Source organism: Undibacterium sp. GW821-FHT11B02 (genome assembly GCF_058808955.1).
Genome location: NZ_JBXASD010000002.1, coordinates 1 through 24,537 on the forward strand (window position 1 = coordinate 1; position 24,537 = coordinate 24,537).

General features: G+C 49.1%; 16 protein-coding genes and 1 pseudogene. 9 read left to right on the forward strand and 8 right to left on the reverse strand.

From position 1 onward, the window contains the following. Positions 1-54: 54 nt before the first annotated feature. Entirely contained in the window at positions 55-351 is a 297-nt protein-coding gene (locus AC1RVX_RS03300; RefSeq protein ID WP_493215159.1) for a transposase, read from the reverse strand. A gap of 482 nt (positions 352-833) precedes the next feature. Between AC1RVX_RS03300 and AC1RVX_RS03305 the strand changes: the two genes are divergently transcribed. From AC1RVX_RS03305 to AC1RVX_RS03315, 3 genes and pseudogenes are all read left to right on the forward strand, one after another. Further along, positions 834-1,511, forward strand: a complete 678-nt coding sequence (locus AC1RVX_RS03305; RefSeq protein ID WP_493215160.1) for a response regulator — start codon at positions 834-836, stop codon at positions 1,509-1,511. Then, positions 1,508-2,926, forward strand: coding sequence for a sensor histidine kinase (locus AC1RVX_RS03310; RefSeq protein WP_493215161.1), 1,419 nt, complete (start codon positions 1,508-1,510; stop codon positions 2,924-2,926). Before AC1RVX_RS03305 ends, AC1RVX_RS03310 begins: the two co-directional genes overlap by 4 nt. A gap of 64 nt (positions 2,927-2,990) precedes the next feature. After that, positions 2,991-3,965: pseudogene (locus AC1RVX_RS03315) on the forward strand (IS5 family transposase). A gap of 262 nt (positions 3,966-4,227) precedes the next feature. Here AC1RVX_RS03315 and AC1RVX_RS03320 read toward each other — a convergent pair. Beyond that, on the reverse strand, positions 4,228-5,292 hold the full coding sequence (locus AC1RVX_RS03320) for an AraC family transcriptional regulator (RefSeq protein ID WP_493215162.1): 1,065 nt from the start codon (positions 5,290-5,292) through the stop codon (positions 4,228-4,230). A gap of 148 nt (positions 5,293-5,440) precedes the next feature. On the opposite strand from AC1RVX_RS03320, the gene AC1RVX_RS03325 reads away from it, so the two are divergent. After that, positions 5,441-5,899 carry a (2Fe-2S)-binding protein gene (locus tag AC1RVX_RS03325; protein WP_493215163.1) on the forward strand — a complete coding sequence of 153 codons (459 nt, stop codon included), beginning with the start codon at positions 5,441-5,443 and terminating at the stop codon, positions 5,897-5,899. Between the two features lie 2 nt (positions 5,900-5,901). Next, a complete protein-coding gene (locus tag AC1RVX_RS03330) occupies positions 5,902-8,142 on the forward strand; it encodes a xanthine dehydrogenase family protein molybdopterin-binding subunit (RefSeq protein ID WP_493215164.1) in 2,241 nt (746 codons plus the stop codon). A 45-nt stretch (positions 8,143-8,187) separates the two neighbouring features. Here AC1RVX_RS03330 and AC1RVX_RS03335 read toward each other — a convergent pair whose 3' ends face one another. From AC1RVX_RS03335 to AC1RVX_RS03355, 5 genes are all read right to left on the reverse strand, one after another. Continuing rightward, positions 8,188-10,461: a putative bifunctional diguanylate cyclase/phosphodiesterase gene (locus tag AC1RVX_RS03335; RefSeq protein ID WP_493215165.1), complete on the reverse strand. Its 2,274-nt coding sequence runs from the start codon at positions 10,459-10,461 to the stop codon at positions 8,188-8,190. A gap of 205 nt (positions 10,462-10,666) precedes the next feature. After that, entirely contained in the window at positions 10,667-12,334 is a 1,668-nt protein-coding gene (locus tag AC1RVX_RS03340; protein ID WP_493215166.1) for a methyl-accepting chemotaxis protein, read from the reverse strand. A gap of 696 nt (positions 12,335-13,030) precedes the next feature. Continuing rightward, complete coding sequence (locus AC1RVX_RS03345; protein WP_493215167.1) at positions 13,031-13,213, reverse strand: hypothetical protein; 183 nt, start codon at positions 13,211-13,213, stop codon at positions 13,031-13,033. A 64-nt stretch (positions 13,214-13,277) separates the two neighbouring features. Further along, the gene (locus AC1RVX_RS03350) at positions 13,278-15,008 is read right to left on the reverse strand and encodes a methyl-accepting chemotaxis protein (RefSeq protein WP_493215168.1); all 1,731 of its coding nucleotides are present in this window, start codon (positions 15,006-15,008) and stop codon (positions 13,278-13,280) included. 220 nt (positions 15,009-15,228) lie between these two features. After that, positions 15,229-15,396 (reverse strand): hypothetical protein, encoded by a 168-nt coding sequence (locus tag AC1RVX_RS03355; protein WP_493215169.1) that lies wholly within the window; start codon positions 15,394-15,396, stop codon positions 15,229-15,231. 551 nt (positions 15,397-15,947) lie between these two features. Between AC1RVX_RS03355 and AC1RVX_RS03360 the strand changes: the two genes are divergently transcribed. The 4 genes from AC1RVX_RS03360 (at position 15,948) to AC1RVX_RS03375 (ending at position 23,579) form a co-directional block, all read left to right on the forward strand. Next, the gene (locus tag AC1RVX_RS03360) at positions 15,948-20,360 is read left to right on the forward strand and encodes a PAS domain S-box protein (protein ID WP_493215170.1); all 4,413 of its coding nucleotides are present in this window, start codon (positions 15,948-15,950) and stop codon (positions 20,358-20,360) included. A 68-nt stretch (positions 20,361-20,428) separates the two neighbouring features. Then, the gene (locus AC1RVX_RS03365) at positions 20,429-21,061 is read left to right on the forward strand and encodes a response regulator (protein ID WP_493215171.1); all 633 of its coding nucleotides are present in this window, start codon (positions 20,429-20,431) and stop codon (positions 21,059-21,061) included. Positions 21,062-21,404: 343 nt separating this feature from the next. Beyond that, entirely contained in the window at positions 21,405-22,487 is a 1,083-nt protein-coding gene (locus AC1RVX_RS03370; protein WP_493215172.1) for a threonine ammonia-lyase, read from the forward strand. A 147-nt stretch (positions 22,488-22,634) separates the two neighbouring features. Further along, positions 22,635-23,579, forward strand: coding sequence for a VTT domain-containing protein (locus AC1RVX_RS03375; protein ID WP_493215173.1), 945 nt, complete (start codon positions 22,635-22,637; stop codon positions 23,577-23,579). Positions 23,580-23,595: 16 nt separating this feature from the next. Here AC1RVX_RS03375 and AC1RVX_RS03380 read toward each other — a convergent pair whose 3' ends face one another. Continuing rightward, positions 23,596-24,492 (reverse strand): LysR family transcriptional regulator, encoded by an 897-nt coding sequence (locus AC1RVX_RS03380; protein WP_493215174.1) that lies wholly within the window; start codon positions 24,490-24,492, stop codon positions 23,596-23,598. Positions 24,493-24,537 lie beyond the last annotated feature (45 nt).

Below are 24,537 nucleotides of genomic sequence, written 5' to 3' on the forward strand. Positions count from 1 at the left end.
CGCACATTTCTGCTAAAGAATAAGTTTTGCTGTTGCCAGCTATCCATGCATACTTCACACAACATCTTTCGCGAAGTATGCCGCCGCCTTTTTTATGATTTCATTCTCCCGCTTGAGCCTGGCAACTTCTGCTCTTAATCGGGATAGCTCCATGGCTTCTGGCGTGACGACTTTGGTGCCTGCACCTTTGAGTTTCCCGTCCGATGCAGCCTTGATCCAGTTTCGCAGCGTTTGGTCGCTTAAACCCAGTTCCTTGACGACTACAGAGATGGCTTCGCCGCCTGAAACACGTTTGACCGCCAGTTCTTTGAACTCGGTCGTATAAGCTTTTTTTGGTATCCTGTTCATCATTTGTTTTTCCAAAGTTACGTTTATTTTACGTCACCTTTGGGGAACTAAATTTCAGGGGAAGCTCACTCCTCGCTTATTTTATTAGTTTTGAATTTTATTTAGTGTTAAATTATTCTCGTTCTCTTTGCATCTAAATGAGATTCGATTCGGTTACTAAAATCGTTATTGCCTTTGTGAAGCTCAGGTTGAGGATTCCGTATTAATCTGCACAGAGCTTGGCAGCTCAAGTTAGCCTCAGCATTACCTTTCTTTCGAAAAGTTAAGTAAAGATGGGGGTGATCTTTTCCAGAGCTGAGTTTAAGAGAGGATTTAAAATATGGCGAATGAGGTAGTGTCCAAAAATGGGGTTTTCTGACAGATACCTTTCCACATCCTTTCAATCTCCTGTCAATTGACATCCGAAATCTATTTTTGAATAACCGATGCAATAAATTACGCCGTGTTGAATTGCAAATATTGAATAACGAATACCTAGGAAGAATATGAATATTCTGCTCGTTGAAGATGATCCCGATATGTCGAATGCTTTATTACGAGCCTTGGTAAGAAGAGGTTTTGTTGTATTTCCTTGTTTTGAAGGTACCTCAGCGTTGTCATTAATCAAATCGGACAAATATGATCTGGTCATTTTGGATTTAAGTATCCCTGGAATTGATGGACTTCACTTACTGCAGCGTGTCAGATCACAAGGAATAGAAACACCAATAATTATATTGACAGCACGGGGCTCCGTAGGCGATCGAATAGTCGGACTCAACACTGGAGCTGATGACTACATTACAAAACCATTTGATCTGGAGGAGTTGGAAGCGCGGATATATGCATTGTTAAGAAGGAAAAATAATTCGCTTGACGCGCCGCAAAAATGTGGCGAACTCGTTTTTGAACGCAGCTCGGGTGCGTTCTATCATCGTGACATGCCGTTGGAATTTACGCCAAGAGAAATTACATTATTGAAAGCACTCTTTATCAAACCAGGCCATGCGGTAACAAGAGAGAGATTGTTCCAGCTTGTTTTCCCGTTTGAAAAAAATATTCAAACTGAAGCAATTGAAGTAGTAGTTCATCGGTTAAGAAAAAAGCTAGTTGATACAAAAACAGAAATCCTTACTTTACGTGGTGTTGGATATTTACTTCGATCTTGCCAACAAAATAAATGAACATAAAACCACAACTTTTTCTAAATTCATTCAGAAATTATCTGCTTTTTTGGATCATTACGCCTATTGTACTTTTCATTTTTGTTGAGTCATTTGCTATTTACAGATACTCGCTTGACACTGCCAATGTTGCGTTTGACCGGATGTTAGTAACAACCGCTTATTCCGTTGGCGACGACATTAAAATTGAGAATGGCACAGTGCAAGCGTCAATTCCATTTTCTGCACTGGAAGTGTTTGAAGAAGGTTATTCGACAAGGATGCTATATCGAGTAAGTGACTTAAAAGGAAACTTGATCGAAGGTGATTTAGCACTTGCAGCTTACAACAAACAAATAAATAAAAAACAAATTCACCCCACGCTCATAGCCGTTTATGAAGATCATTACGGAGATACTCCAGTGAGGGTCGTTGTTGTATATAAACCGCTTGTCTCAGCAACTTCCAGAACAGAAGAAGGGGTTTTGGTTCAAATTGGTGAACCGCTCAGTTATCGCGAAAATGTCGCAAGAAGTATTTTAATTAGAACTATTTTATTTCAATTTATGCTGATCGCTGTTGTTGCATTAGTCACCGTTTTAGTAGTCAGATTTGCTTTGCGACCACTCAATACTTTCGTCAATGAGCTAAACACAAAAGCACATGAAAACCTTGCGCACATACAAGTTGCGGAGGCACCAGTTGAACTAAAACCTGTCCTTGACGCGTTTAACCAATTGCTTGACAGGTTAGGCAATTCAATCCAGCTTCAAAAGAAATTCGTTGCGGATGCATCACACCAACTTCGAACGCCACTTGCAGTGCTTAAGACACAATTACAATCTGGTCTTAACGGTGACGCACCGCCGTATGTTGTGCTCAAAGAGATGACAACTACAGTTGATCGCGCTACAAATTTGGCAAACCAATTACTTTCACTGGCAAAAATTAATCAGCTCCAAACTATCGCCAAATTTGAAAAATGTGATTTGATCGACATCATCAGGAATGTAACGCTCGATTTATCCCCACTAATTGCAAAAAAAAATCTGGATTTTGAATTGGTAGAAAATAGTGCCTATGTACTTGGTCACCCTTGGATGGTCGGCGAATTAATATCCAATTTGCTCCACAATGCTATTTCTCATTCTCCTGTAGGATCTCAAATCGGCATCAATGTCGAAAATACTGAATGGGGCATCAACCTTTGCACTTGGGACTCTGGAAAAGGGATACCGGATGAAATTATTGATTTGGTTTTCCAACCATTTGCCGCCAATCATTCATCAAAAGGCGGAGGGTTGGGATTAACCATTTGCGCCGAAATTGCGAGCTCCATGGAGGCCAATATCACTCTTTCAAATCGCATAAATTTTGAAAACGATATTTGCGGATTAGAAGCAAATGTCAGCTTCAGGCGCCTTAGGCAACGCTGATTAAAAAAACGGATTCTATTCTCAAGCGTTAAAGACAGACAACCAAACAAGACGTTGAACTTCCATGAAACAACAGACACTGGCGACGGCAGAAGATCAGAATGCGAGCTTGAACAACATCGCAAACCGACATGACGTGACGTATTTCTCGACACGATGCGCAAGACGGTGCCTTGGAAGGAACTCTGCGCCATCATTGAGCCGCATTATTCGAAGCGCGGGAATGGTCGTCCGCCAATTGGCCTCGAACGGATGTTACGTATTCACTTCATCCAACATTGGTTCAATCTGGCCGACTTTGCCTGTGAAGAAACCCTATACGATAGCGTCAGTCTGCGCCGCTTTGTTGGCATAGATCTTGGCTGTGAGTCGGTGCCGGATGCCACCACCATGCTCAAGTTCCGGCATTTGCTGGAGCAACATAAGCTCGCTGAGCAGTTATTCACGGTAGTTGGTCGGGTTCTGAGCAACAGCGGCATGAGTTTGAAGACCGGCACGATCGTCGATGCGACGCATTATTGCTGCGTCGAGTTCGACCAAGAACAGTGAGAAGCAACGTGACCCCGAAATGCGCCAAACGCGCAAGGGAAAGCAATAGTACGTTGGGATGAAACTGCATATAGGCGTCGACAGCCAAAGTGGGCTGACACATAGTGCTGTTGTAACATCAGCCTACATTCACGACAAGCATCCCCTACCCAACTTGTTGCATGGGCGTGAAAAGCGGGTGTATGGCGATAGTGCCTATGCCAGTCAAAAGGCATTGATTCTCTCCAAAGCGCCGCAAGCCAAAGACTTTACCAATCAACGCACCCGCAAATCAGGGGAGATTGACGAGCTTGAACGCGGCAAGAACCGCAACAAATCGAAGATCCTCGCGCGCGTTGAGCACGTCTTTGCAGTCATCAAGCGCCTCTGGGAATTTAACAAGGTGCGGTATCGTGGTTTGGCCAAGAATGCCACACGCGCATTTACTGCACTGGCCTTGGCCAATATTTATTTATCGCGTCGGCATTTGTTGGCACAGGTGCGCCCATAATGGGCAAAAAGTGGGGGGAAGCGCACCTCAATGGCCTGATGCCCCCCCAAAAAAACAGCTTGAGCGTCACTTTTATCAATTCAATGCACTACTCAGAGTATCGTGTACTGAAAATTGATGCTTATTCAGCGTAGCCTTAGCGCTAGCATTGGCTTTAGAAACCGAGCCCATGCAATTATTGTCGCAGCCGGAATAGATCGCGCTGCAAAAAGCGGTCAACAATCGCTTTGGGAAGTTTTTATGACGAGGATGGCAGCAACAGCTAGCGCTCTCCTCCTTTCGAGTGCGCCAATCGAACCTCCTGCGGCGTCGATCCGGTCCACGTCTGGAACGCCCGCACGAAGGAGTTGGGATCCTTGAAGCCGAGCAGGAAAGATATCTCTGTGCCGGACAGTGACGAGTTGTGCAGATAGTGGTGCGCAAGTGAATTGCGCAGTGCGTCGAGCGTCTGCTGGAAGCTACTGCCCTCTTCCTGTAACCTGCGCTGCAGAGTGCGTGTGCTAATGCCAAGTTTCCTGCACACGGCCGACATGGACGCCTCGCCAGCCGGAAGGGCTTCGACCAGCGCGCCGCGCACGCGTTCGACGGTGCTGGCGTGCTTCTCCAGGTCGGCCAGGCGCTGGCACAGGGCCGGTTCGAAAAACTTCCACATGCCGTAGTTCGCCGTGAGGAACGGGCGCTGCATGTCATCCGTCGCGAACACCACGGTGGGCGCAGGCAGGTCTTCCACCGGAACGCCGAACCAGGTGGCGTAAGCATCAGCATCACGGACTGCCAGATCCGGTGAAGGCCATCCTACACGAAGCGGTTGGACCGGGCTGCGCGTGGCCAGGCGCGCGAGCTGCACCAAGAACACCAGCTTGAACACCACGAGCACGCGCGGCGGAATCAGCGTGAGGTCGAGGAACTCCAGTGCGGCTGTCGTACCGCGTGCATTGTGATCAAGTTTCAGCGCCATCGGCCCGCTCTTGTACTTGGCGAGGCGGGCCAGCGCACCGTTCATGTCTTCGCTGCACAAGGCGACGAAGAGTTCCGGATTGAACCAGTCTGTCGACATCTTTTGCACAAACCGCAACGGCGCAGGGTCGTCGGCTTTCCCAGCCTCCTCTTCGACGGCTTCCCAGAGCCGATAGTAGGCAGCAGAATCGAGCCGGACACTTTCGCGTGCGAACAGGTCACCGGGCAACTTCGCGTGGCGCAGCACGTTGGCGCCGTTTACACCGGCGTCATGTAAAAGTACCTTCCAAGCGGGCCAGACCGAGTAGGTGCGGGCTTGGGCAAGGCGGTCGTTGGGGGTAATCAGGTCGTCGGTAAGCGCGGTTTGCATGCCTCCATTCTAGTCTATTCTAGTTCGCTCATCACGTCAGCGCATCTGCGGATTACGCCAAACAGGCGGGGGTATTGGCGCCATCGGCGAGTGCGCGTAGAAGATGCTGTTGATACAATCGTGTCATTACACCGACAGAGCAAGCGACATGAAACTTATAATCAACGGGAATTCCCATGAGATCGACGTCGAGCCCGAGATGCCCCTGCTGTGGGTGCTTCGCGATGAACTGAACCTGCCTGGTACCAAGTTCGGCTGCGGCATGGCGCAGTGCGGCGCGTGCACCGTGCATGTGGACGGTACTGCAGTGCGTTCGTGCGTTACACCGGTCGGCTCGGTCAGCGGTGCCGTCACCACGGTCGAGGGCCTGGGTACGCCAGCCACCTTGCACGCAGTGCAGGCGGCCTGGATTGAGCACCAGGTCGCCCAATGCGGCTACTGCCAGTCGGGCCAGATCATGAGTGCTGCCGCCTTGCTTCAGAAGAATCCGGTGCCCACCGACGCCGACATCGACGAAGCCATGTCAGGCAACCTCTGCAGCTGCGGCGCCTATCCGCGCATTCGCGCAGCCATTCATGGCGCTGCCAAGCGCATCCAGGGAGCCTGACCATGGGAAAGCTTGCAACTATCACTCGCCGCACGTTCCTGATCGGCTCGGCCTTCGTCGCCGGAGGTGTCGCCTTCGGTGTCTACAAGGTCAAAAAGGAGGCGCCCAATCCATTACTGGACGACCTGCCCCAAGGTGCCACAGCACTCACACCCTATATACGCATCGATGGCCAGGGCGTGACGCTGATCACCCCGCGCGCCGAGATGGGCCAAGGCATTCACACTACGCTCGCGGCACTGGTGGCCGAGGAACTGGATGTGGCGTGGGACAGTATCCGCGTCGAGCATGGCCTGCCGGGGGCGACCTACTACAACCGTGCGCTGGTGGAACACAATGTCCCCTTTTCCGACTTGGACCACAGCCTTGCGGCCGAAGCCATGCGCGGCACCATGGGCGTGGTGGCCAAGTTGTTACCAATGCAGATCACCGGCGGCTCCTCCAACGTGGCTGACCTGTTCGACCGGATGCGTGTCGCTGGCGCGGCTGCGCGGTTCGCGCTGGTTGCGGCCGCGGCGCAGAAACTCGGTCTGCCGGCGGTACAACTGAAGACCGATAACGGCAGCGTCCTCGCCCCCGACGGCCGACGCTTGACCTATCTGGAACTGGCGTCAGCAGCAGCCGGGATCGACCTGCCAGCCAGGCCGCCGCTGAAACCGCGCGAGCAGTGGCGCTACCTCGGAAAGTCGATGCCGCGGGTCGACATGGTGGGCAAGTGCACTGGCACGGCCACCTTCGGCATCGACGTGCGGCTGCCCGACATGGTGTTCGCTACCGTGCGCATGAATCCGGCGAAGGGTGCGCCACTCATCAGGTTCGACGCCACCGCCGCCAAGGCCATGCGCGGCGTGTTGAAGGTGATCGACCTGCACGGCGGCATTGCCGTCATCGCCAACAACACCTGGCGCGCCTTCCAGGCCGCCCAGGCCGTGCAGTGTGACTGGGCGGAGCCCGGCTACCCGGCCAGCACGGAAGCGATGATGGAATCCATCGTTGCATCGATGGACAAGAAGGACCATGACAGCCGGCTGCGCGATGATGGCAACGTCGACAAGGCACAGGTTGGTGGCCCAGTGCTAGAGGCCGAGTATCGCGTTCCCTTCCTGGCGCACGCGACGATGGAGCCGATGAACGCGGTGGCCCTGCTGCAAGGCGGCAAGCTCGACATCTGGGCTGGCGTGCAGAACCCCACAGCGGCTTGTGACCTGGCGGCCAAGGTTGCGGGCCTCGACGTCGCCCAGGTGCGTGTGCACGTCATGCTGATGGGTGGTGGCTTCGGCCGTCGCCTCGAGGTGGACTATGTGGTGCAGGCAGTACAACTGGCTGTGGCGATGGCGGGCAAGCCGGTCAAGCTGACCTGGCGACGCGAAGAAGACATGGCGCAGGACTTCTACCGTCCTGCGGCCGTGGCACGTTTACGTGGCACGATGGCCGACAAGCAGGTGAACGCGGTTGACGTGCGTGTGTCGTCACTGTCTGTGGCCGAATCGAATCTGGGACGCCTCGGCCTGCCTGCTCTGGGGCCGGACAGGCTGATCATCGAAGGGGCCTACGACCAGCCCTACGGCATCGCCAATTACCGCGCCACGGCCTACCGCACGCCAGCTGGCCGACCAGTGAGCTACACGCGTTCGGTTGGCAACTCGTACAACGGCTTCTTCATCGAAAGTTTCATCGACGAGCTGGCCGCACAAGCCGGTGTCGACCCGCTGAACATGCGGCTGGCGCTGCTCACACACGAACCGTCGCGCCAGGTGTTGTCGGCGGTTGCGTCCATGTCAGGCTGGGGCCAGCCATTGGCTGCTGGCCGCGGCAGAGGGGTGGCCTTTCACCTGTGTCGTGGCGTGCCGGTGGCCCAAGTGATCGAGATTACGACGACCAAGCAGGGCGTGAAGATCGACAAAGTCTTCGTCGCCGTCGACGTGGGCACGGTGCTGGACCCGCGCAACATCGAAGCGCAAGTGCAGTCGGGCGTGATCTTCGGGCTCAGTGCCGCACTTTATGGCGAGATCACCTTCATCAAAGGAGTGGCCGAGCAGAGCAATTTCCACGACTACCCGGTGCTCCGCATGCAACAGACGCCTCAGATTGCGGTCAAGGTGCTGGAGAGCGGTGGCCAGATCCGCGGTGTGGGCGAAACCGGTGTGCCACCGGCGGCCCCGGCGCTGGCCAACGCGATCTTCCATGCCACCGGAAAACGCATTCGTGAACTGCCCCTGCGCAAGCACATCGACTTTGTCTGACGGCAAGCGCAACACCGCTGTATCGTGCCAATTTACACCGGCGAGCTACATCTTGCGAGCACTCTGCAACATAGCTGTAAACTCACCATGCGGCATCGGTTTCCCAAATAAATAACCCTGTGCAAGCTTACAGCCATGTGCCAGCAAGTACTCCACTTGCGCCAAAGTTTCCACTCCTTCGGCTACGACCTCCAGTCGCAGCGCAGTAGAAATAGACAGCATAGCCTTTACCAATTCGCTCTTATCCCGATTTGTTGGAATATCCATGATGAAAGAACGATCAATCTTGATCTGACTCACAGGAAACTTATTAAGATAACTCAGTGCCGAGTAGCCTGTACCAAAATCATCGATCGAAATCGACAGGCCCATAGCATGCATTTCCCGCAGCATATCTGCAATTTCCTGGCTATCTTCCAGCAGCAGGCTTTCAGTGATCTCCAGTTCCAGCCATTCAGCCTTACAACCAGTCTCACGCAAGATGTCGCGCAAGGAAGCAACAAGATCATTACGCAAAAATTGGCGAGTAGAAAGATTGACGGCCATCTTGACGGACATGCTCTGTCCGCGATTCCAATCCGCTGCTGCCATGCAGGCGGTTCGCAATACCCATTCGCCGATATCGACGATCAAACCAGAATCTTCCGCGATTGAAATAAATCGATCCGGCATCACAACATTGTAACCAGGCCGGTTCCAGCGCAACAATGCTTCAGCGCCAGTTATGCGACCGCTTGATAAGTCAACCTGGGGTTGGTAGTGTAGTTCCAACTCGCCTTGCTTGCGAGCTTTGTGCAGTGCCGCTTCTATCTCCAACCGTTCCGATGAACGAGCGGTGAGCTCTTTTACATAGTATTGAAAATTATTGCGTCCTTGTTTTTTTGCATGATACATCGCAGAATCAGCAAACTTAAATAAAGCATCAACTTCCACACTGTCAATCGGATACACGGCGATGCCAATGCTGACAGAAATAAAAATCTCACGCCCACCAATCAAGAAAGGAGCGGACAGCGCGTTCAACATCTTATCAGCGACTACACCGAGATCGATACCGCTACGCACCCCCGGGATCAGCATGGCAAACTCATCACCACCTAGTCGCGCCACAGTATCTTGTGATCGTATTAAGGTTTGAAGGCGCCTGGCCGCTTCGCACAATAGCTGATCTCCTGCCTCGTGTCCCAAGGTATCGTTCACCTCTTTGAATCTGTCCAGATCCAATATCATCAGCCCGAACTGGCTGCGATGACGGCTAGCCTCACCGATCGCTCCACGTATGCGATCCGACAGCAAACTACGATTGGGTAGATCGGTCAACGTGTCATAAAGCGCCTGCCGATTAATTTTTTTTCGGTAAAGATCAATTTCCGTGATGTCACGACCCACAGCCATTACATGTTTGACCAGACCAGCGCTGTCAAATTCGGGGATAAGTCTTACGTGACTGCAAATATCTGTGTCAGTAGCGCGCCAGTGAAACTCGCAATATCGTTCCTCACCGGTTCGAAATACCTCTAAAATTCTTTGCTCGTATTTCGAAGCTGATACTCCCCCCGGAAACTGGGCAGGTGTTTTCCCTAAAATTCCACTTTCGCTCCCGCCAGAAAGCCTGATGAGGCTGGGATTAGCATAGACACGGCGGCAATTTTCGTCATAGCGAGCAATTGTATCTGGCGAATTTTCTACAAGTGTACGAAATTCCTGTTCCCTGATCCGCAGCAGCTCTTCCATACGTTTGCGATCCGTGACGTCACGCGCCAGACAAAGTGTAGAAATAATCTGGTCTGAGATATCCCGTTCTGGTACCAAAAGCATATGATAGGTGCGGGATTGACCTTCCTGATTGATGAAGTCAACGTCGATATTTCCCGTTTCGCCGCTGTCAAAAACTTTCTGAATGGCTGCTATCAATTTTTTACTTTGATCAGAAATGAGGATCGCACCATCTATCGGCGAGCTCCCTATCAATTCTGCGACCGGTTTCCCTATGAGTTTCCCAACAACAGGATTCACATACAGACGACGATAATTGCGGTCATATCGATAAATGGGATCTGGGCTGTTTTCAGCCAGAGTGCGGAATTTCTGCTCTTGTTCGCGAAGCTGAACTTGTGTGCGTTCGTGCTCGCGGTTTTGTTCCCGTAATCGTTGATTACTTTCAAGCAAATCAGCCATGCGCTCCGCCAACTGCCGTTCCAGGTTCTTGAGATACTCCTGCGACTCTCCATTTTTTTTATTCAGTTGTCTTTGCAAGTTTTTCATGTCCAGTTGCGTCTCAATCTTGCTCTTGGCTTTTTCCCGCGCATTACCATCCATAACTAACTTCCTCATTCTTTTTTGCAATGATTTTGACGCAATACTGGTCGATACAAGCATGTTCGATTGCGGAGGAAAACGCTTTTGAATTTATTTGGGAAATTATTTCTTGTCCATAAAATATTTTAAATTCACATCATCAATAGGAATAAGTTCTGATTGACGAAGATCGCATACGATTTACCCAGTAAATTTCATATAAAAATCAAATCTTCCTTATATTCTCGTTTCTGGCATCACTTGAACTTGCACGCAAAACTATTTTGGAAACGCCACTATTAATGGTTACTGGAGATGTGTGTTTTTTCGACAGAGAAAAATGTTTTTTGTCTTGCGTCAATTTAAACATGCTTACTACCTGAGACAAATTTCCCGCCTGATCTTGCATACTTTGAGCGGCGGCAGCAGCTTCTTCCACTAAAATGACATTTTGTTGAGTCACGCTATCCATGCTGACAATAGCCTGATTAACCTGCTCAATGCTAAAGGTTTGCTCATTGCTCGCGGCTGTGATTTCGCCTATGATCTGCGTCACATGTTTGAAACTATCAACAATTTCGTTCATGGTCGCACCAGCTTCGTCAACCAACCTGGAGCCGGCCTCGGCCCGTTCCACCGAATCGCCAATCAATGCTTTTATTTCCCTGGCAGCTCCAGCCGAGCGTTGTGCCAGATTCCGCACCTCAGACGCAACCACGGCGAAACCCCGACCTTGCTCTCCAGCCCGGGCAGCCTCAACGGCAGCGTTTAAAGCCAGGATATTGGTCTGAAATGCAATGCCGTCGATAACGCCAATAATATCGACAATCCGCTTGGATGATTCGTTGATCGCCCCCATGGTATTGACTACCTGCGAAACCACGAGACCACCTTTGATTGCGACAGCAGAAGCAGAAAGTGCAAGCTGATTAGCCTGGCGGGCGTGGTCAGCATTATGTTTGACGCTACCGGTCAGTTCCTCCATTGACGAAGCCGTTTCTTCCAGTGCATTAGCTTGTGATTCTGTGCGCAACGACAGATCCTGGTTACCATTAGACATCTGACCAGATGCAGCAACGATAGTGTCAGCACTACTACGCACCTGACCAACAATTTGATGCAAGCTATCGTTCATGCCTTTCATTGCTTGTATGAGTTGGCCAGCTTCGTCGCTGGAAGTCAGCCTTATACTCGAAGTGAGATCTCCACTCGCCACGCGTTTTGCCAGGCGCAAAGCATATGCCAGAGGTCGCGTAATGCTTTGTGTCAGGAACCATGCAAACATACCGCCTAGTATGACAAAAGCAGCAATGAGTGATATGACGAGTGTTTTACTGTTCTCCGCCGCTGCATCAATCTCTTTATTCAAAATATTCACAGCTTCTTTTTGATAATTCAAGAAATTAAGCTGACTATTTCGATACGCATTTAGCAGCACCATGAATTGCTCAAACGACTTTACCAATTGATCTTCTCGTCCTGCTTTTCTTTCTGTCTCCATTATGACGCGCATGTTAATGTACTGCTTGCGAGCGACTCCAACCTTGCCAAACAACTCTTTTTCCTGCGGAGTGTCGAGATGATTTTCTATGTATTTTTGAATTTCGGTAATCTGGCTTGACGTTGCTTTGAGATCTTCCTCAAAATACGTTCCCAACGATGCGTCAGCACTTTTAAAAACGGCCACCTGCCGTTTGAACCCAACAACGGAAAGCCGATGCCACTCTTCTGTCATGCGTTCCTTCATTAAGGGATCTTGCATCATCTCGCGGGTGTTGGCTGCGACTTGATTCAAGCGCCACAATCCAATACAAGAAGAAATTGTTGCGAGCAACAAGACGATCGCGAATCCAATTCCAAGACGGGTACCAATGCGCAAATTTTGGAGCTTCATTTCTACCTTCGCAATTAATTAGAACTCATTTCATCAACAGGGTTGAGATGTGTTTGCCTCATAACGTGGGCTGGCAAGGGTAAAGCAGGGGTTTCGCGCAGCATGCTGCACGCCTGCGTACAATGTGCACTTACCAGCGCACATCGTACGCAGGGGGACGAGGCAGTCAATAGCGGTGCTATTGATAACGAGCCGAATTGTTCACACCTTGCAGTCCAGCACGCGTTATGAGGCAAACCCTTCGAAGCTGGCCGAATTTACACTTCGCGTGCGCATTACAGCGCAAGGTTGTCACATTGCACCACATCCCGAATCGCCTTGCTCGCACTCATCTCTACTGATGAAATGAGTTCTGGCATATCCATTCTTAAACCACATCGTTACTGGATGATTACGTTGAACCTTGCACGATTAGCAAGCATGCAGATACAGCAGTTTTTGCTATAAACTTGCAGTGCCCTGGCAGTAGTATTTTTAGCTATGCAGCTTAACGCCACCATTTTTCTTGCTCATCAAGAAAAGTTTTTTTATTTTCAAATCTCAATTCGTCATTTGAATTTTTCCGTAAATCGTGCTTCACGAACTAAGATGCTGTTGCGAAATTAAGATGGCCAGGAGGTGCAACAACGCCAGGTTAATTTTGCAACAGCCTCTAAATCATCTATTCCCTGGAGGGTAATAAAAAAATTTTATAGCTCAAATTTTTATATGCTTTTTAAGCATCTCACCCATTAATTGTTCCGCCTGCATTGTCCCATCCACATCCAGATCCGCATGCAAATCGCGTAAAGTCAGCGAGACATTAACAAGAGAATTTCGCATCGCAATAAGCTGCCTGATTACATCAGACATATCTGGTATCTCAGTATTTTTTTCCATAAATAACGCTTCAATAAATTAATCGAAATTCGACTTTTTATCATTAAAGAAAAATAGCTAGCGATCAAAATTCTTCCCAGCCATCTGCACTGATTGCTGGCTTAGCATTGGTGTTGGCAGCACTTGCTCTTGTTATCCGTTTTATCCGTGTTGAAGGAGCGCCGTCGTTTTTATGACTCGAGCCAACTCTTGCCGCAGTGATCGGCAAAACTTTAGCAACTGTAGTGTGAGTTGATTTTGTAGATTGGAAATCAGCAAGCTTGAAAACGCTGACCATTTGGACCAAATTTCCAGCTTGCTCTTGCATGGATGCGGCAGCGGCAGCGGCCTCTTCAACCAATGCCGCATTTTGCTGTGTAGCCTGATCCATATGATTAATTGCTTCATTAACTTGCTCAATGCCAGTCGTCTGTTCCTGACTGGCCGTTGTGATTTCATTCATGATATCGGTGACATGTCTGACACTAGTCACAATCTCTTTCATGGTCGCGCCAGCTTGATCAACCAGTTTGCTACCTGTCTCCACTTTTTCGACAGAATCATTAATCAATAATTTTATTTCTTTGGCTGCTGCAGCCGAACGCTGCGCCAGATTACGCACTTCTGCCGCAACCACGGCAAAGCCCCTGCCCTGTTCACCTGCACGTGCTGCTTCCACTGCTGCGTTCAAAGCCAGGATGTTGGTTTGGAAAGCTATTCCATCAATTACACCGATAATGTCTACAATTTTCCTGGCAGATTCATTAATCGAGATCATTGTTCCTACCACCTGAGAGACAACTTCCCCACCTTTGACTGCCACCTCAGATGCAGACACCACCAGTCCATTTGCCTCGCGCGCATTATCAGCGTTCTGCTTGACTGTACCAGTCAATTCCTCCATGGACGAGGCAGTTTCTTCGAGCGAGCCAGCCTGTTGCTCAGTACGGGAAGACAGATCCAGGTTGCCGCTGGTAATTTGTGCCGAAGCAGTAGCAATTGTGTCCGCCCCCGAACGTACTTCGGTCACCATACCAACCAGACTGTCATTCATTTCTTTTAAGGCCTGTAACAAAAGCCCTGTCTCATCATTTCCATTAACTTCAATTTTGCTTCTCAGATCACCAGCCGCAACTGTGTGTGCGACATTCACAGCTTCACGTAACGGAACTGTAATGGAGCGTGTAATCCATATTGCAACACCACAACCGAACACCAATGCAAAAACGGCAAGACCTGACAACATGAGAAGCGTATGCTGATATGTGTTCTCAGCCAACTTAACGCTGTCACTAACGCCAGCAGTTTGATGTCGGATCAACTCTTCAAGGGACTCAAAATAATTTTGCTGGTCTTTGCCCAACGTAGAAAACAACAGTGCGGTTGCCTCATCTTTTTTTCCGGCCTCAATAAGTTTCAGAAACTCTTGCTGTGACAAACCATATTGCGCCTTGGCAACAAGAACATTTTTCAGTAACGCCTTACCTTGATCAGATTTCACCAATTTTTCAAGCGCGGAGAAATTCTCGGAATTTTTTTGTTTGTTGCGCAGTAAGTTTTGACGCTCCTTTTCCATTTCTGCCGGATCATTCAAAAGAAGCATATTGCGCATGTATCTGGCATTGCTATTGACAATACCTCGAATCTCGAAGGCATACACTGCTTTTGGATACTTGTCATTGACTATATAATTGGTGCCCTCATTAAGTGACTTCAGGCTGGCCATACCGAATAATGTGCTGGCTATTAACATCAGCAACATAAGGCCAAATGCCAACCCCAGGCGACTGCCAATTTTCAAGTTTCCGATGTTCATTTTTTTCCTATTTTTCTAAAACTATTATCAAATCGATCAGCATATTAATTTCAATGTAGTCGACCAAGGTTTGACTATGTCGAGCAGATCAGGTACATCCTTTGAAAATTCATGCATATTTGCATTTCCTTCTGGCTTTCACAGGATGCAACTCAAGTAACTCCCGAATATCGTTCAATTATTCTTTTTCACCTTAAGCAAAAGTCGGAAATTATATTGATCATAGAATCTGCCTATAGAAATGTTGTTCAGTTTCGCTAACGATTTTTTTCACATGAAATTTACGGTGCATCACGATGTTGCAGGCAACAACATCAAAATCCCCCAAATCATCGGCAGCAAAATAGAGAGCAATTACGATTGGCTTGAGCAATCTGACTTTCCCCATGGAATGTCCGGCGTTGGTCACTTTAGCAAATGTCGCATCTACCGAATATCAGAAAACATTGATTTTTAATTGCGCATTAACTGATGCATCAGAATAATCTGATACTCAATCAGGAACCAATCCAGTCAACATAAGCTTCTTGAAGCCATTAGCATCAACAAATAACTAACGGCAGACAATTTAGGGCGTGTTGACCTGCCGTTCAGACAAGCAAATGAGTTTGAAACCTTGTCGGACCAGACGAGCGGAGCGCTGCCTGGTGATCCAAGTGAGCGACGTACAACGCCAGGCGAGGTTTCACGCCCATTCCCTCCGGGTTCACCCTAGTCCTCTACGTAGCACATGCTGGGCCACGTTGCACGTCTTGTCGGGCGTAGCAACCCTGATCAAAAGAGTCATCACTTTTTTCTATCCCAAACATCATGTAGCTATCTGCCGACATGACCGGATGCAATTCCGGAACTTTGACGGCATAATGCATTTTCGGAAATTGAAGCGAGCATCGTCGCAATTGCTCTTTTTTAGCATCAACCAAATATAAAGCAGCAAAAATGAGGGGAATTCCTTTTTTACCGAATATCGTCGTAGCCTGGTTTGCATTATCCATTTGCTATTTTTTTCTACCAGGAACCGCCTACGCGGTCAGCTCAATTGATGAATTGATCAACGAGACTTCCAACTCCCATCAGATAACTGAAATCATCGCACGTACCATAGACTTGAAGACCCTGCGCTTTCAAGCAACCGTACAGGTAGGTGTGAACGCGATCCAGAGAATGCCGGGTATTTCAGAACACTCCGATGGCGGGCCTGAAAAACGCACTGACGTAGAGTTCAAACTCGACTACAACAAACAAATGCCCGCGGCGAATAAACACGTACTGGCTGAAGCGTGGCTATGGGCGTTGCTAGGAACAGTCACTGTAATACTGATTTGTGCCTCATGCTGCATCGTAAGTCTGAGACGCTCTGTCCGCAGATTGAAAACGCTTACCGTATCAGGGCAGCAGTCACATAACAAATTGCAAGCCACTTTAGATGCGTTGCCAGATCTGTTGTTTGTCCTTGGAATCGATGGCCATTGCTATGATTGTCATACTCCATGTGCTGATTATTTGACGCTCTCCCCAGAAAAACTGATTGGAAAGACAGTGTTTGAAGCAATGCCAGCAAAGGCGGCTGAAGTGTGCCTTGCTGCAGTCCGGGAGGCGCACGAGAAAGGCGTATCAGTCGGCAAGCAGTTTGAGTTACTCAATTCGAACACGAAACTTTGGTTTGAGCTTTCGGTTGCACGCAAGAGTGTCATCGCTGGAAGAGCTCCCCGCTTTGTTGTTTTGTCCAGGAACATTACGGAAAGAAAAAACGCAGAACAGCAAATTCAAATGATGGATTTCGCTTTGAACAGTGTGCGTGAATCACTTTTCATCATTGACAAGGAAATTCGCCTTGTTCACGTCAATAAAGCAGCCTGCCAGACATTAGGTTATAGCCGCGAAGAGCTATTGGGGATGACAGTATATGACATCGACCCCGATGTTAAGGAAGAAGATTTTGCACAAATTCGGGCAAAAGCAGATGCCTTCGGCATAGTACATTTGGAACGACGTCATAAGGCCAAAGACGGTCGAATTTTTCCAGTAGAAATAACGAATGCCTCATTTAATTTCCATGGTATTTCTTTAGGTGTGGCGCTCGCCCGTGATATTACGTCACGAAAACGACGTGAAACGCAGGAAGATATCCGCCTGTGTATTCTTGAGCAAATTGCAAAGGGGGCCGATTTATCGGTTGTGCTGGATCTTGTCGTAAGTTATGTTGAAAACATACGACCAGATTTTATGGTTACTATTTTGCTTGATTCAGAAGAAATCTCTCAGTCAATATCATCATTTTCCAACAGCCTCTCACCGGATTTCATTGAAACAATCTGCGGCACTGTGCTTGGCCATGAGATGAATTTCCGTACTGGTGCAACATCTCAAAATGCGATGGCGATTGCGGAAGACGTTCGTTTGTACCCTGATTATGGGTTCCATGAATGTATGGCCCTGATGGGATTACTGTCATATTGGTCCGTGCCTGTCTTCGATTCCAAGGGTAAAAATTTAGGCTCTTTCTGCATCTATCGGCGCGAGACGGGTCGTCCGTCTGAGGAAGATATAGAATTGCTGCATCGGGCTTGCCATCTTGCCGCAATTGCTATCGAACGTCAGCAGATCGAAAATGCGCGGCGTGAGAGCGAACGCCAGTTCCGTACTTTGGCAGAAAATGCACCTGACAGCATCGTTCGTTTTGATAATCAATGCAGGATGTTATATGTCAATCCGGCATTTGTAACAATGATGGGAGCTGATGCTTTGGATATGCTGGGTAAAACGCCAATGGAACTTACGCCTGCTCCCCCCCAGATCATAGAGTATCAAACACATCTCAAGGAAGTAGTAGAAACAGGGCGCCCAATCGAAATTGAAATCGAAATCATCCATACTAATGGAGAAGCACGTCATCACCATATTCATTTTGTCGCAGAACGTGATGCACTGGACGATATAGTTGGTGCTTTGGCGATTGGATTCGACATTACCGAACGCAAACAGATGGAACAAGCCATAGTTCTCAGAGAAATGGAGCTACGTTCGGTAATGGATTCCTCACCAGATACCGTCATCAGATATGATCTTGAGGGCAGGATTCGATACATTAACGCCAAATTACTCAGCATATTCAACGTCAGAGCAACCGAGATAGTGGGGAAATTACCCTGCGAAGCATGGCCGGATGGGCGGTTCTCTGCTATTGAGCAAGCGGTATTTGAAGTGCTGGAAAAAGAAACAGAGATAAAAATCGAACTTCGGAAGCCTGTCGCAGAAAGCGAGATGCAAATTCAGCAGATTCAAGTCGTACCTGAACGGGGTGCGTCCGGTGAGATGGTCGGCGTTGTTGCTTTCGGCAGAGATATTACTGACATAAAACGTTATGAACAGGTATTGTTAGAACGTGCTGAAACAGAGCGCCGTCAGTCGCAATTTTTTGCGGTGTCCCCGGGTTATTTTTACACCATGTTGCTTGGTCCTGAGGGTAACTACGTCATTACGTTTGCCAGCCAAGGCATACGGGAGTTGCTTGGGCTAGAGCCTCAATCTCTGATACAGGACATAAGTAAATTTATTGCATTGGTTCATCCAGATGATGTGGAAAAAACCTACCGCCTGAGAGCAGAATCAGCACGGACCCTGACGGTCTATCATGTTGAATATCGAATCATTCACCCTAAGAAGGGCTTGCGGTGGATGGAATCCAGATCACTGCCACAGCGACTACCAGATGGAAGTACGCGCTGGCATGGCTTCATGCATGACGTTACTGAACGAAAGTGCATAGAAGAGGAACGTCTGTCTCATCTTCGTTTTCTTGAAAGCCTGGATCTGGTCAACCGGGCAATACAAAGTGCCAATGATCTTGAACAAATGATGCACAATGTGCTCAACGCAGTGCTTTCAATATTCGGATGCGACCGCGCTTTTTTCACCTACCCTTGCGACCCCGAAGCAAAAGCATGGCACGTACCAAAAGAGTGTACCCGACCTGAATACCCTGGTGTCTTTGCAGACGGAGCCGCGATACCTATGGACGAGAATGTAGCGAGCGGACTTCGCATCATACTTGACGCCAATGGCCCTGTGAAATTCGGCGAGGGGACCGAACATCCCTTACCGCCAGACGTTAGCAAACGTTTTAATATCAAAACCTTCATATCGATGGCTTTGTATCCCAAATTGAGCAAGGCATGGCAATTCGGAATTCATCAATGCGCCGATATCCGGATTTGGACTCCTCATGAAGAAAGACTTCTCCAGGAAATTGGCAGGCGACTGGAAGACGGTTTGACCAGTTGGCTGATCAATCAAGACTTGCAAGTTAATGAACAGAAATTTCGCTCATTAGCTGAAAACTCTCCTGACATCATCGTACGTTACGATATTGAATGCCGGCGCACCTATGTCAATCCCACCTTTGTACGGGAAATGGAAACGCCACTGGATTTAGCATTGGATGTCGTGCCATCTACGATGTGGCGTGGTGAAATCGTGGCAGAAGAATATGTAAGCTATCTGCGCCAGGTAATGAAAACGGGAGAGCCGAAGAATTTCATTAAATTCAAGACACGAAAAACAGATAACTCCATACATTATTTCAATGTGATGATTGTCCCGGAATGGACATCCAACCATCAAGTCATAGGAGTCATGGTCATCGGTCGCAATATCAGTGCACTGATGGATATCGAACAGCAACTCGAAGAATCACGTACAGAGTTACGCGGCTTAATCAAAAGAAATGAAATGGTACGAGAAGAAGAGAGAAAACGTATCGCCCGCGAAGTACATGACGAACTGGGTCAAATTCTCACTAGTCTGCAATTGGACGTGTTCACACTTACCCGTAAATTTGGCCACGATTTGCCAGCCTTACGTGAACATCTGACTGGTACACTGGAATTGGTAGACAAGTCACTGGCAATATCGCGCAATGTCGCGTCTGCTTTGCGCCCAGCCTCTCTTGATATGGGAATAGTTTTTGCTATTGAATGGTTAATTGGCAGATTCGCAAAAAACACTGGAATCAATTGCAAGATGCATGTCCACGATAAGGACAGGGATCTGAATTTGAGCGAAAACGCTAATATCGCTTTATTTCGTATCACCCAGGAATCATTGACCAATGTCGCGCGACATGCAAAGGCGAGCAAGGTGGACGTTACTGTTCGCAAAAATAAGGACAACTATGTACTGGAAGTACGAGACAACGGCATTGGGATTAATGTTGACGGAGCAAAAAAAGGATCGTTTGGCCTGGTAGGCATACGCGAACGCGTGCACTTGCTGGAAGGTCAACTATTAATAGACAGTGTAGCCGGTCGGGGGACAGCAATTAACGTCCAGATACCAATTCGTAATATCTAACTCTTGTTGCCTGAATAAGGCCACTTTATCAGAAAGGTTTTCATAGTGATTCACCCAGGAGAAATGCCTTGATAAACATATTGGTTGCTGACGATCATATCGTTGTGCGGGGGGGATTAAATCAATTTTTTGCAACCATTGACGACATCAACATTGGGGGGGAGGCCGCGAGTGGCGCTGAAGTACTAGACATGCTAAAGCCGGGAAACGATTTCGATTTGTTGCTGCTTGATTTAACGATGCCCGGCATCCATGGAATCGACTTGATTACCCGTATCCAATGCCAGGACAAATCCTTACCTATCCTCGTCTTCAGCATGCACGAAGAATTGCAGGTAGCCAAGCGAGTACTACAAGCTGGAGCATCTGGTTATGTCACCAAAGGCAGCGGCCAGGAAACACTGATTGGCGCTATTCGCAAGGTTGCATCAGGTGGACGGTTCGTTGATCCAATACTGGCAGAACAAATGATGTTTGTGAAAACTGGAAGAGAGGAAGCCCCACACAGTAAGCTTTCTGAGCGGGAACTGCAGATTCTGAAACTAATTGCCCGAGGGGAAACACTGAAACGAATTGCCGAAAAACTCTTTATCAGCAACAAAACCGTCAGCACCCACAAGACGCATGTGATGAAAAAATTGAATATCCAGAGCACTGCTGAATTAGTGCGTTATGCCGTCGATAATACCTTGGTTGACTAGAACTCATTTCATCAATAGGGATGAGTGCGAGCAAGGCGATTCAGGATACTTTTTGATAAGCCCTTGCCATCCCAGCCAAGATCGGTTACAGTTTTCGCATGCACGCAAATTCTCATCCTCTGCTGAACACAAACACATGCGCTATTGATGCCGCATGTGCTGTTGTGTACGCGATTGTGCTGCCTGTTGTCTCCTTCTCTGACACTTCCATTATTCGAATTATTCCGGGTCGTTAAGCTACGGCGCATGCCGGTGCCTGACGGCCCTTCAGCTCATCATTTTTCTGATGTCTTGAACCGTTTCACGTTCACGATTTTTTGCTGATTTCCATTCTGGAGTTTTTATGTCCCATGTCGCCACTGACAGGCCCGCGCACGCCCCTGCATCCTTACCATCCGCTACGTTGAATACCCAAAAAAATGACTACCCCTACCCTTCTTTGGCAGACATTCGCCAAACGGCTGCCAAATTATCGCAGCAGGTTTTGCATACACCGGTATGGAAATGGCAAGCTGGAACAGCCTTGAACAAATTGGAGCCTGATACCGAAGTCTGGCTGAAGCTGGAATTGTTTCAAAAAACCGGCACCTTCAAGCTGCGTGGTGCGCTCAATTGTATTTCTGCCCTGGATGCTGCAGCCCGTCAGCGCGGTGTGGTAGCTGTCAGTGCCGGCAACCATGCGATGGCAGTTGCTTATGCAGCCAAGCTTGCGGGCGTGTCTTGCAAAGTTGTCTTGCCACGACACGCCAGCCCTACCCGTATCAATGCCTGTCGCCACGACGATGCTGAAGTGATACTGGAAGCAGACATGCACCAGGCATTTGCTCTGGGGCAGCGCATCGTCGAAGAGGAACAGCGCACCATGGTTCATCCCTATGATGGGCCGATGACTGCTCTTGGCACAGCAACTGTTGGGCTGGAGTTGATGCAGCAGGTGGTGCAGTTGGATGCCGTTATCGTCCCTATTGGTGGGGGCGGTTTGTGTGCGGGCATTGCTTCTGCAGTCAAACAACTGGCACCGCATTGTGCGGTGTATGGGGTTGAACCTTATGGTGCAGATGCCATGTACCGCAGTTTTCAGTCAGGCCGGGCCGAAAAACTGCAGGTGGTTGACAGTATCGCCGACAGCCTGTGCGCGCCCTATGCCATGGATTACAGTTTCAGGGTGTGCCAGCGCTTTGTAGATGAAATAGTCAGGGTCAGTGATGACGAAATCTGCTCTGCCATGTCTGACTTGTATCATGATGTCAAACTGGTTGCCGAGCCAGCCGCCGCAGTCGCGACGGCTGGATTATTTGGCCCCCTGCGGCAAAGGCTGGCGGGTAAGCGGGTAGCTGTTATCGTCTGTGGCTCCAATGTAGACCCGGCCAGATATGCAGAATTGCTGGCCAGGGCTGAATCGTCAGCGCAGGCACTGGCAGCCTGAGCGTGGCAACTACACTTTACAACAGGTCTTACATGCAATACCTCACAATGCCCTACAATAGAGTTTCTTTCAGGTATGGGGATATTCAGGCAATATTCAGCTTGTTTCCAGACACCTGTTCATTGCATCACCAATAACGGAACCGGTATGGACCAAGGCTGGCTGACAGAGTTTTTTCATCAACACAGTAATTTGATGGTGTTCGTTAACGTTTTGCTGCAGCAATTGGGCCTGCCCGTGCCTGCCGTGCCAACCATGATGCTCAATGCCAGTCAGGTGACAGAAATGGGACAACTGGCCGTGTTGCTGCTGGCGGCAGTCACAGCGTCACTGATTGCGGATCTGGTCTGGTATCAGGCTGGCAAAAGTTTTGGCTACAGGGTCTTAAAGTTTTTGTGCAAGATGTCGATTAACCCTGGCTCATGCGTGAACCAGACAGAAGCCCGGTTTATGCGCTGGGGCGTGTGGTCGCTGGTGGTTGGCAAGTTTATTCCTGGTTTCTCTACAGTAGCACCACCTGTAGCCGGGGCCTTGGGCATGCCGCGCGCTTCTTTCATGCTGGCATCTGCCATTGGGGCTGCTTTGTGGGCTGGAATGGCTCTGCTGGCTGGCTTTGCTTTGCAAGCGCAAATTGGTATTGCTCTGGTATTTTTGTCCTTGCATGGCATACGTATTATTGCAGTCTTTGTGGGCTTGCTATTGTCATGGCTGGCGTGGAAATTCTGGCAGAAAAAACGCTTTGAAAGGCTGGCATCCATTCCGCATTTCAGTCCAGCAGAGTTGGCTGAAACCATCCAAAGAAACAGCATGCCGCGCATTATTGATTTGCGCAGCCCTGCCCTGATCGCAGAAACCGGTGCCATCCCGCATGCCACGGTCAGTGAAATGAAACAGGTTGGTATCGCCGCAAACGACTGGCCTCACCATGAAATGATCGTCACCATTTGCGCCTGCCCTGGGGATGCTGCGGCAGTCCATGCTGCGCACACTTTAAGGCAACTGGGCTTTCTGGATGTCAGGCCATTTGCCGGCGGCTTTGATGCCTGGCGTGAATTGGCCATTCAACATCCAGACTTGTTGATCAAGTCCTGATCAAAGCATGACAAACTCAAGCCTTGCCCAACAATGTCTGCAAGGTCGTGACCAGATGATCAAACGTCGTCTTGTAACGTTGATTTGAGCGCAAGTCTTCATGCATGACCACCCAGACTGGCATATCAATCTGAAATTCTCTTGCCAGTACCCGCTGTAGCTGGGGATGTTGTTTTGCCAGGCCAACCTGGCAAATACCAATCCCATAGCCGTTACGTATGGCGGCCAATTGCACCAGATCACTGTCGGCCTTAAGTGAAAAGTCAGAGCGCTGTATGAACGGGAAGCGTTTTTGCAAAACTCGTATATACGGCAATTCCCGGTCAAAGCCAATCACACTATGCCCTTTCAGCGACTGCATGTCAGCCGGTATACCCTGACGCGCCAAATAATCGGCATGAGCAAAAAACCCCAGGCTGATAGTACCGGTACGACGCGCTATCAATGCGTTTTGTAATGGTTCTGTCGTGCGCACGGCGATATCTGCATCACGCTTGAGCAAATCCTGGGTCAGATTGGATATCTGCAACTCTATGCTGAGCTCAGGACAAATTTGCCGCAAGTCTGTCAGGATGGCAGGCAGTATTTCCACACCCATGACTTCTGATGCAGTGATGCGCACCGTACCACGTACCTCATTCGCTTCTGCCGATACGCTACGCAACAAGGCGCTTTCTGTCGCCCGCAAGGTTTCTGCATAAGGCTTGAGCGCCAGTGCAGCTATCGTTGGCGACAAGCCAGACTGATTGCGCACAAACAGGCTGGTACCCAAAGCCTGTTCCAGCGCCTCAATTTGCCGCCCTACCGTTGGCTGAGTCAAGCCCAGGGCGCGGGCTGCTCCTGACAATGAGCCCTCTTCCAGCACCGCCAGGGCGGTACGGTAATAGTCCCAGTGGATATTTTTATCATCCATACAAAAATGTATATCACCCATGCAATTTTAAGCAATTGTATATAG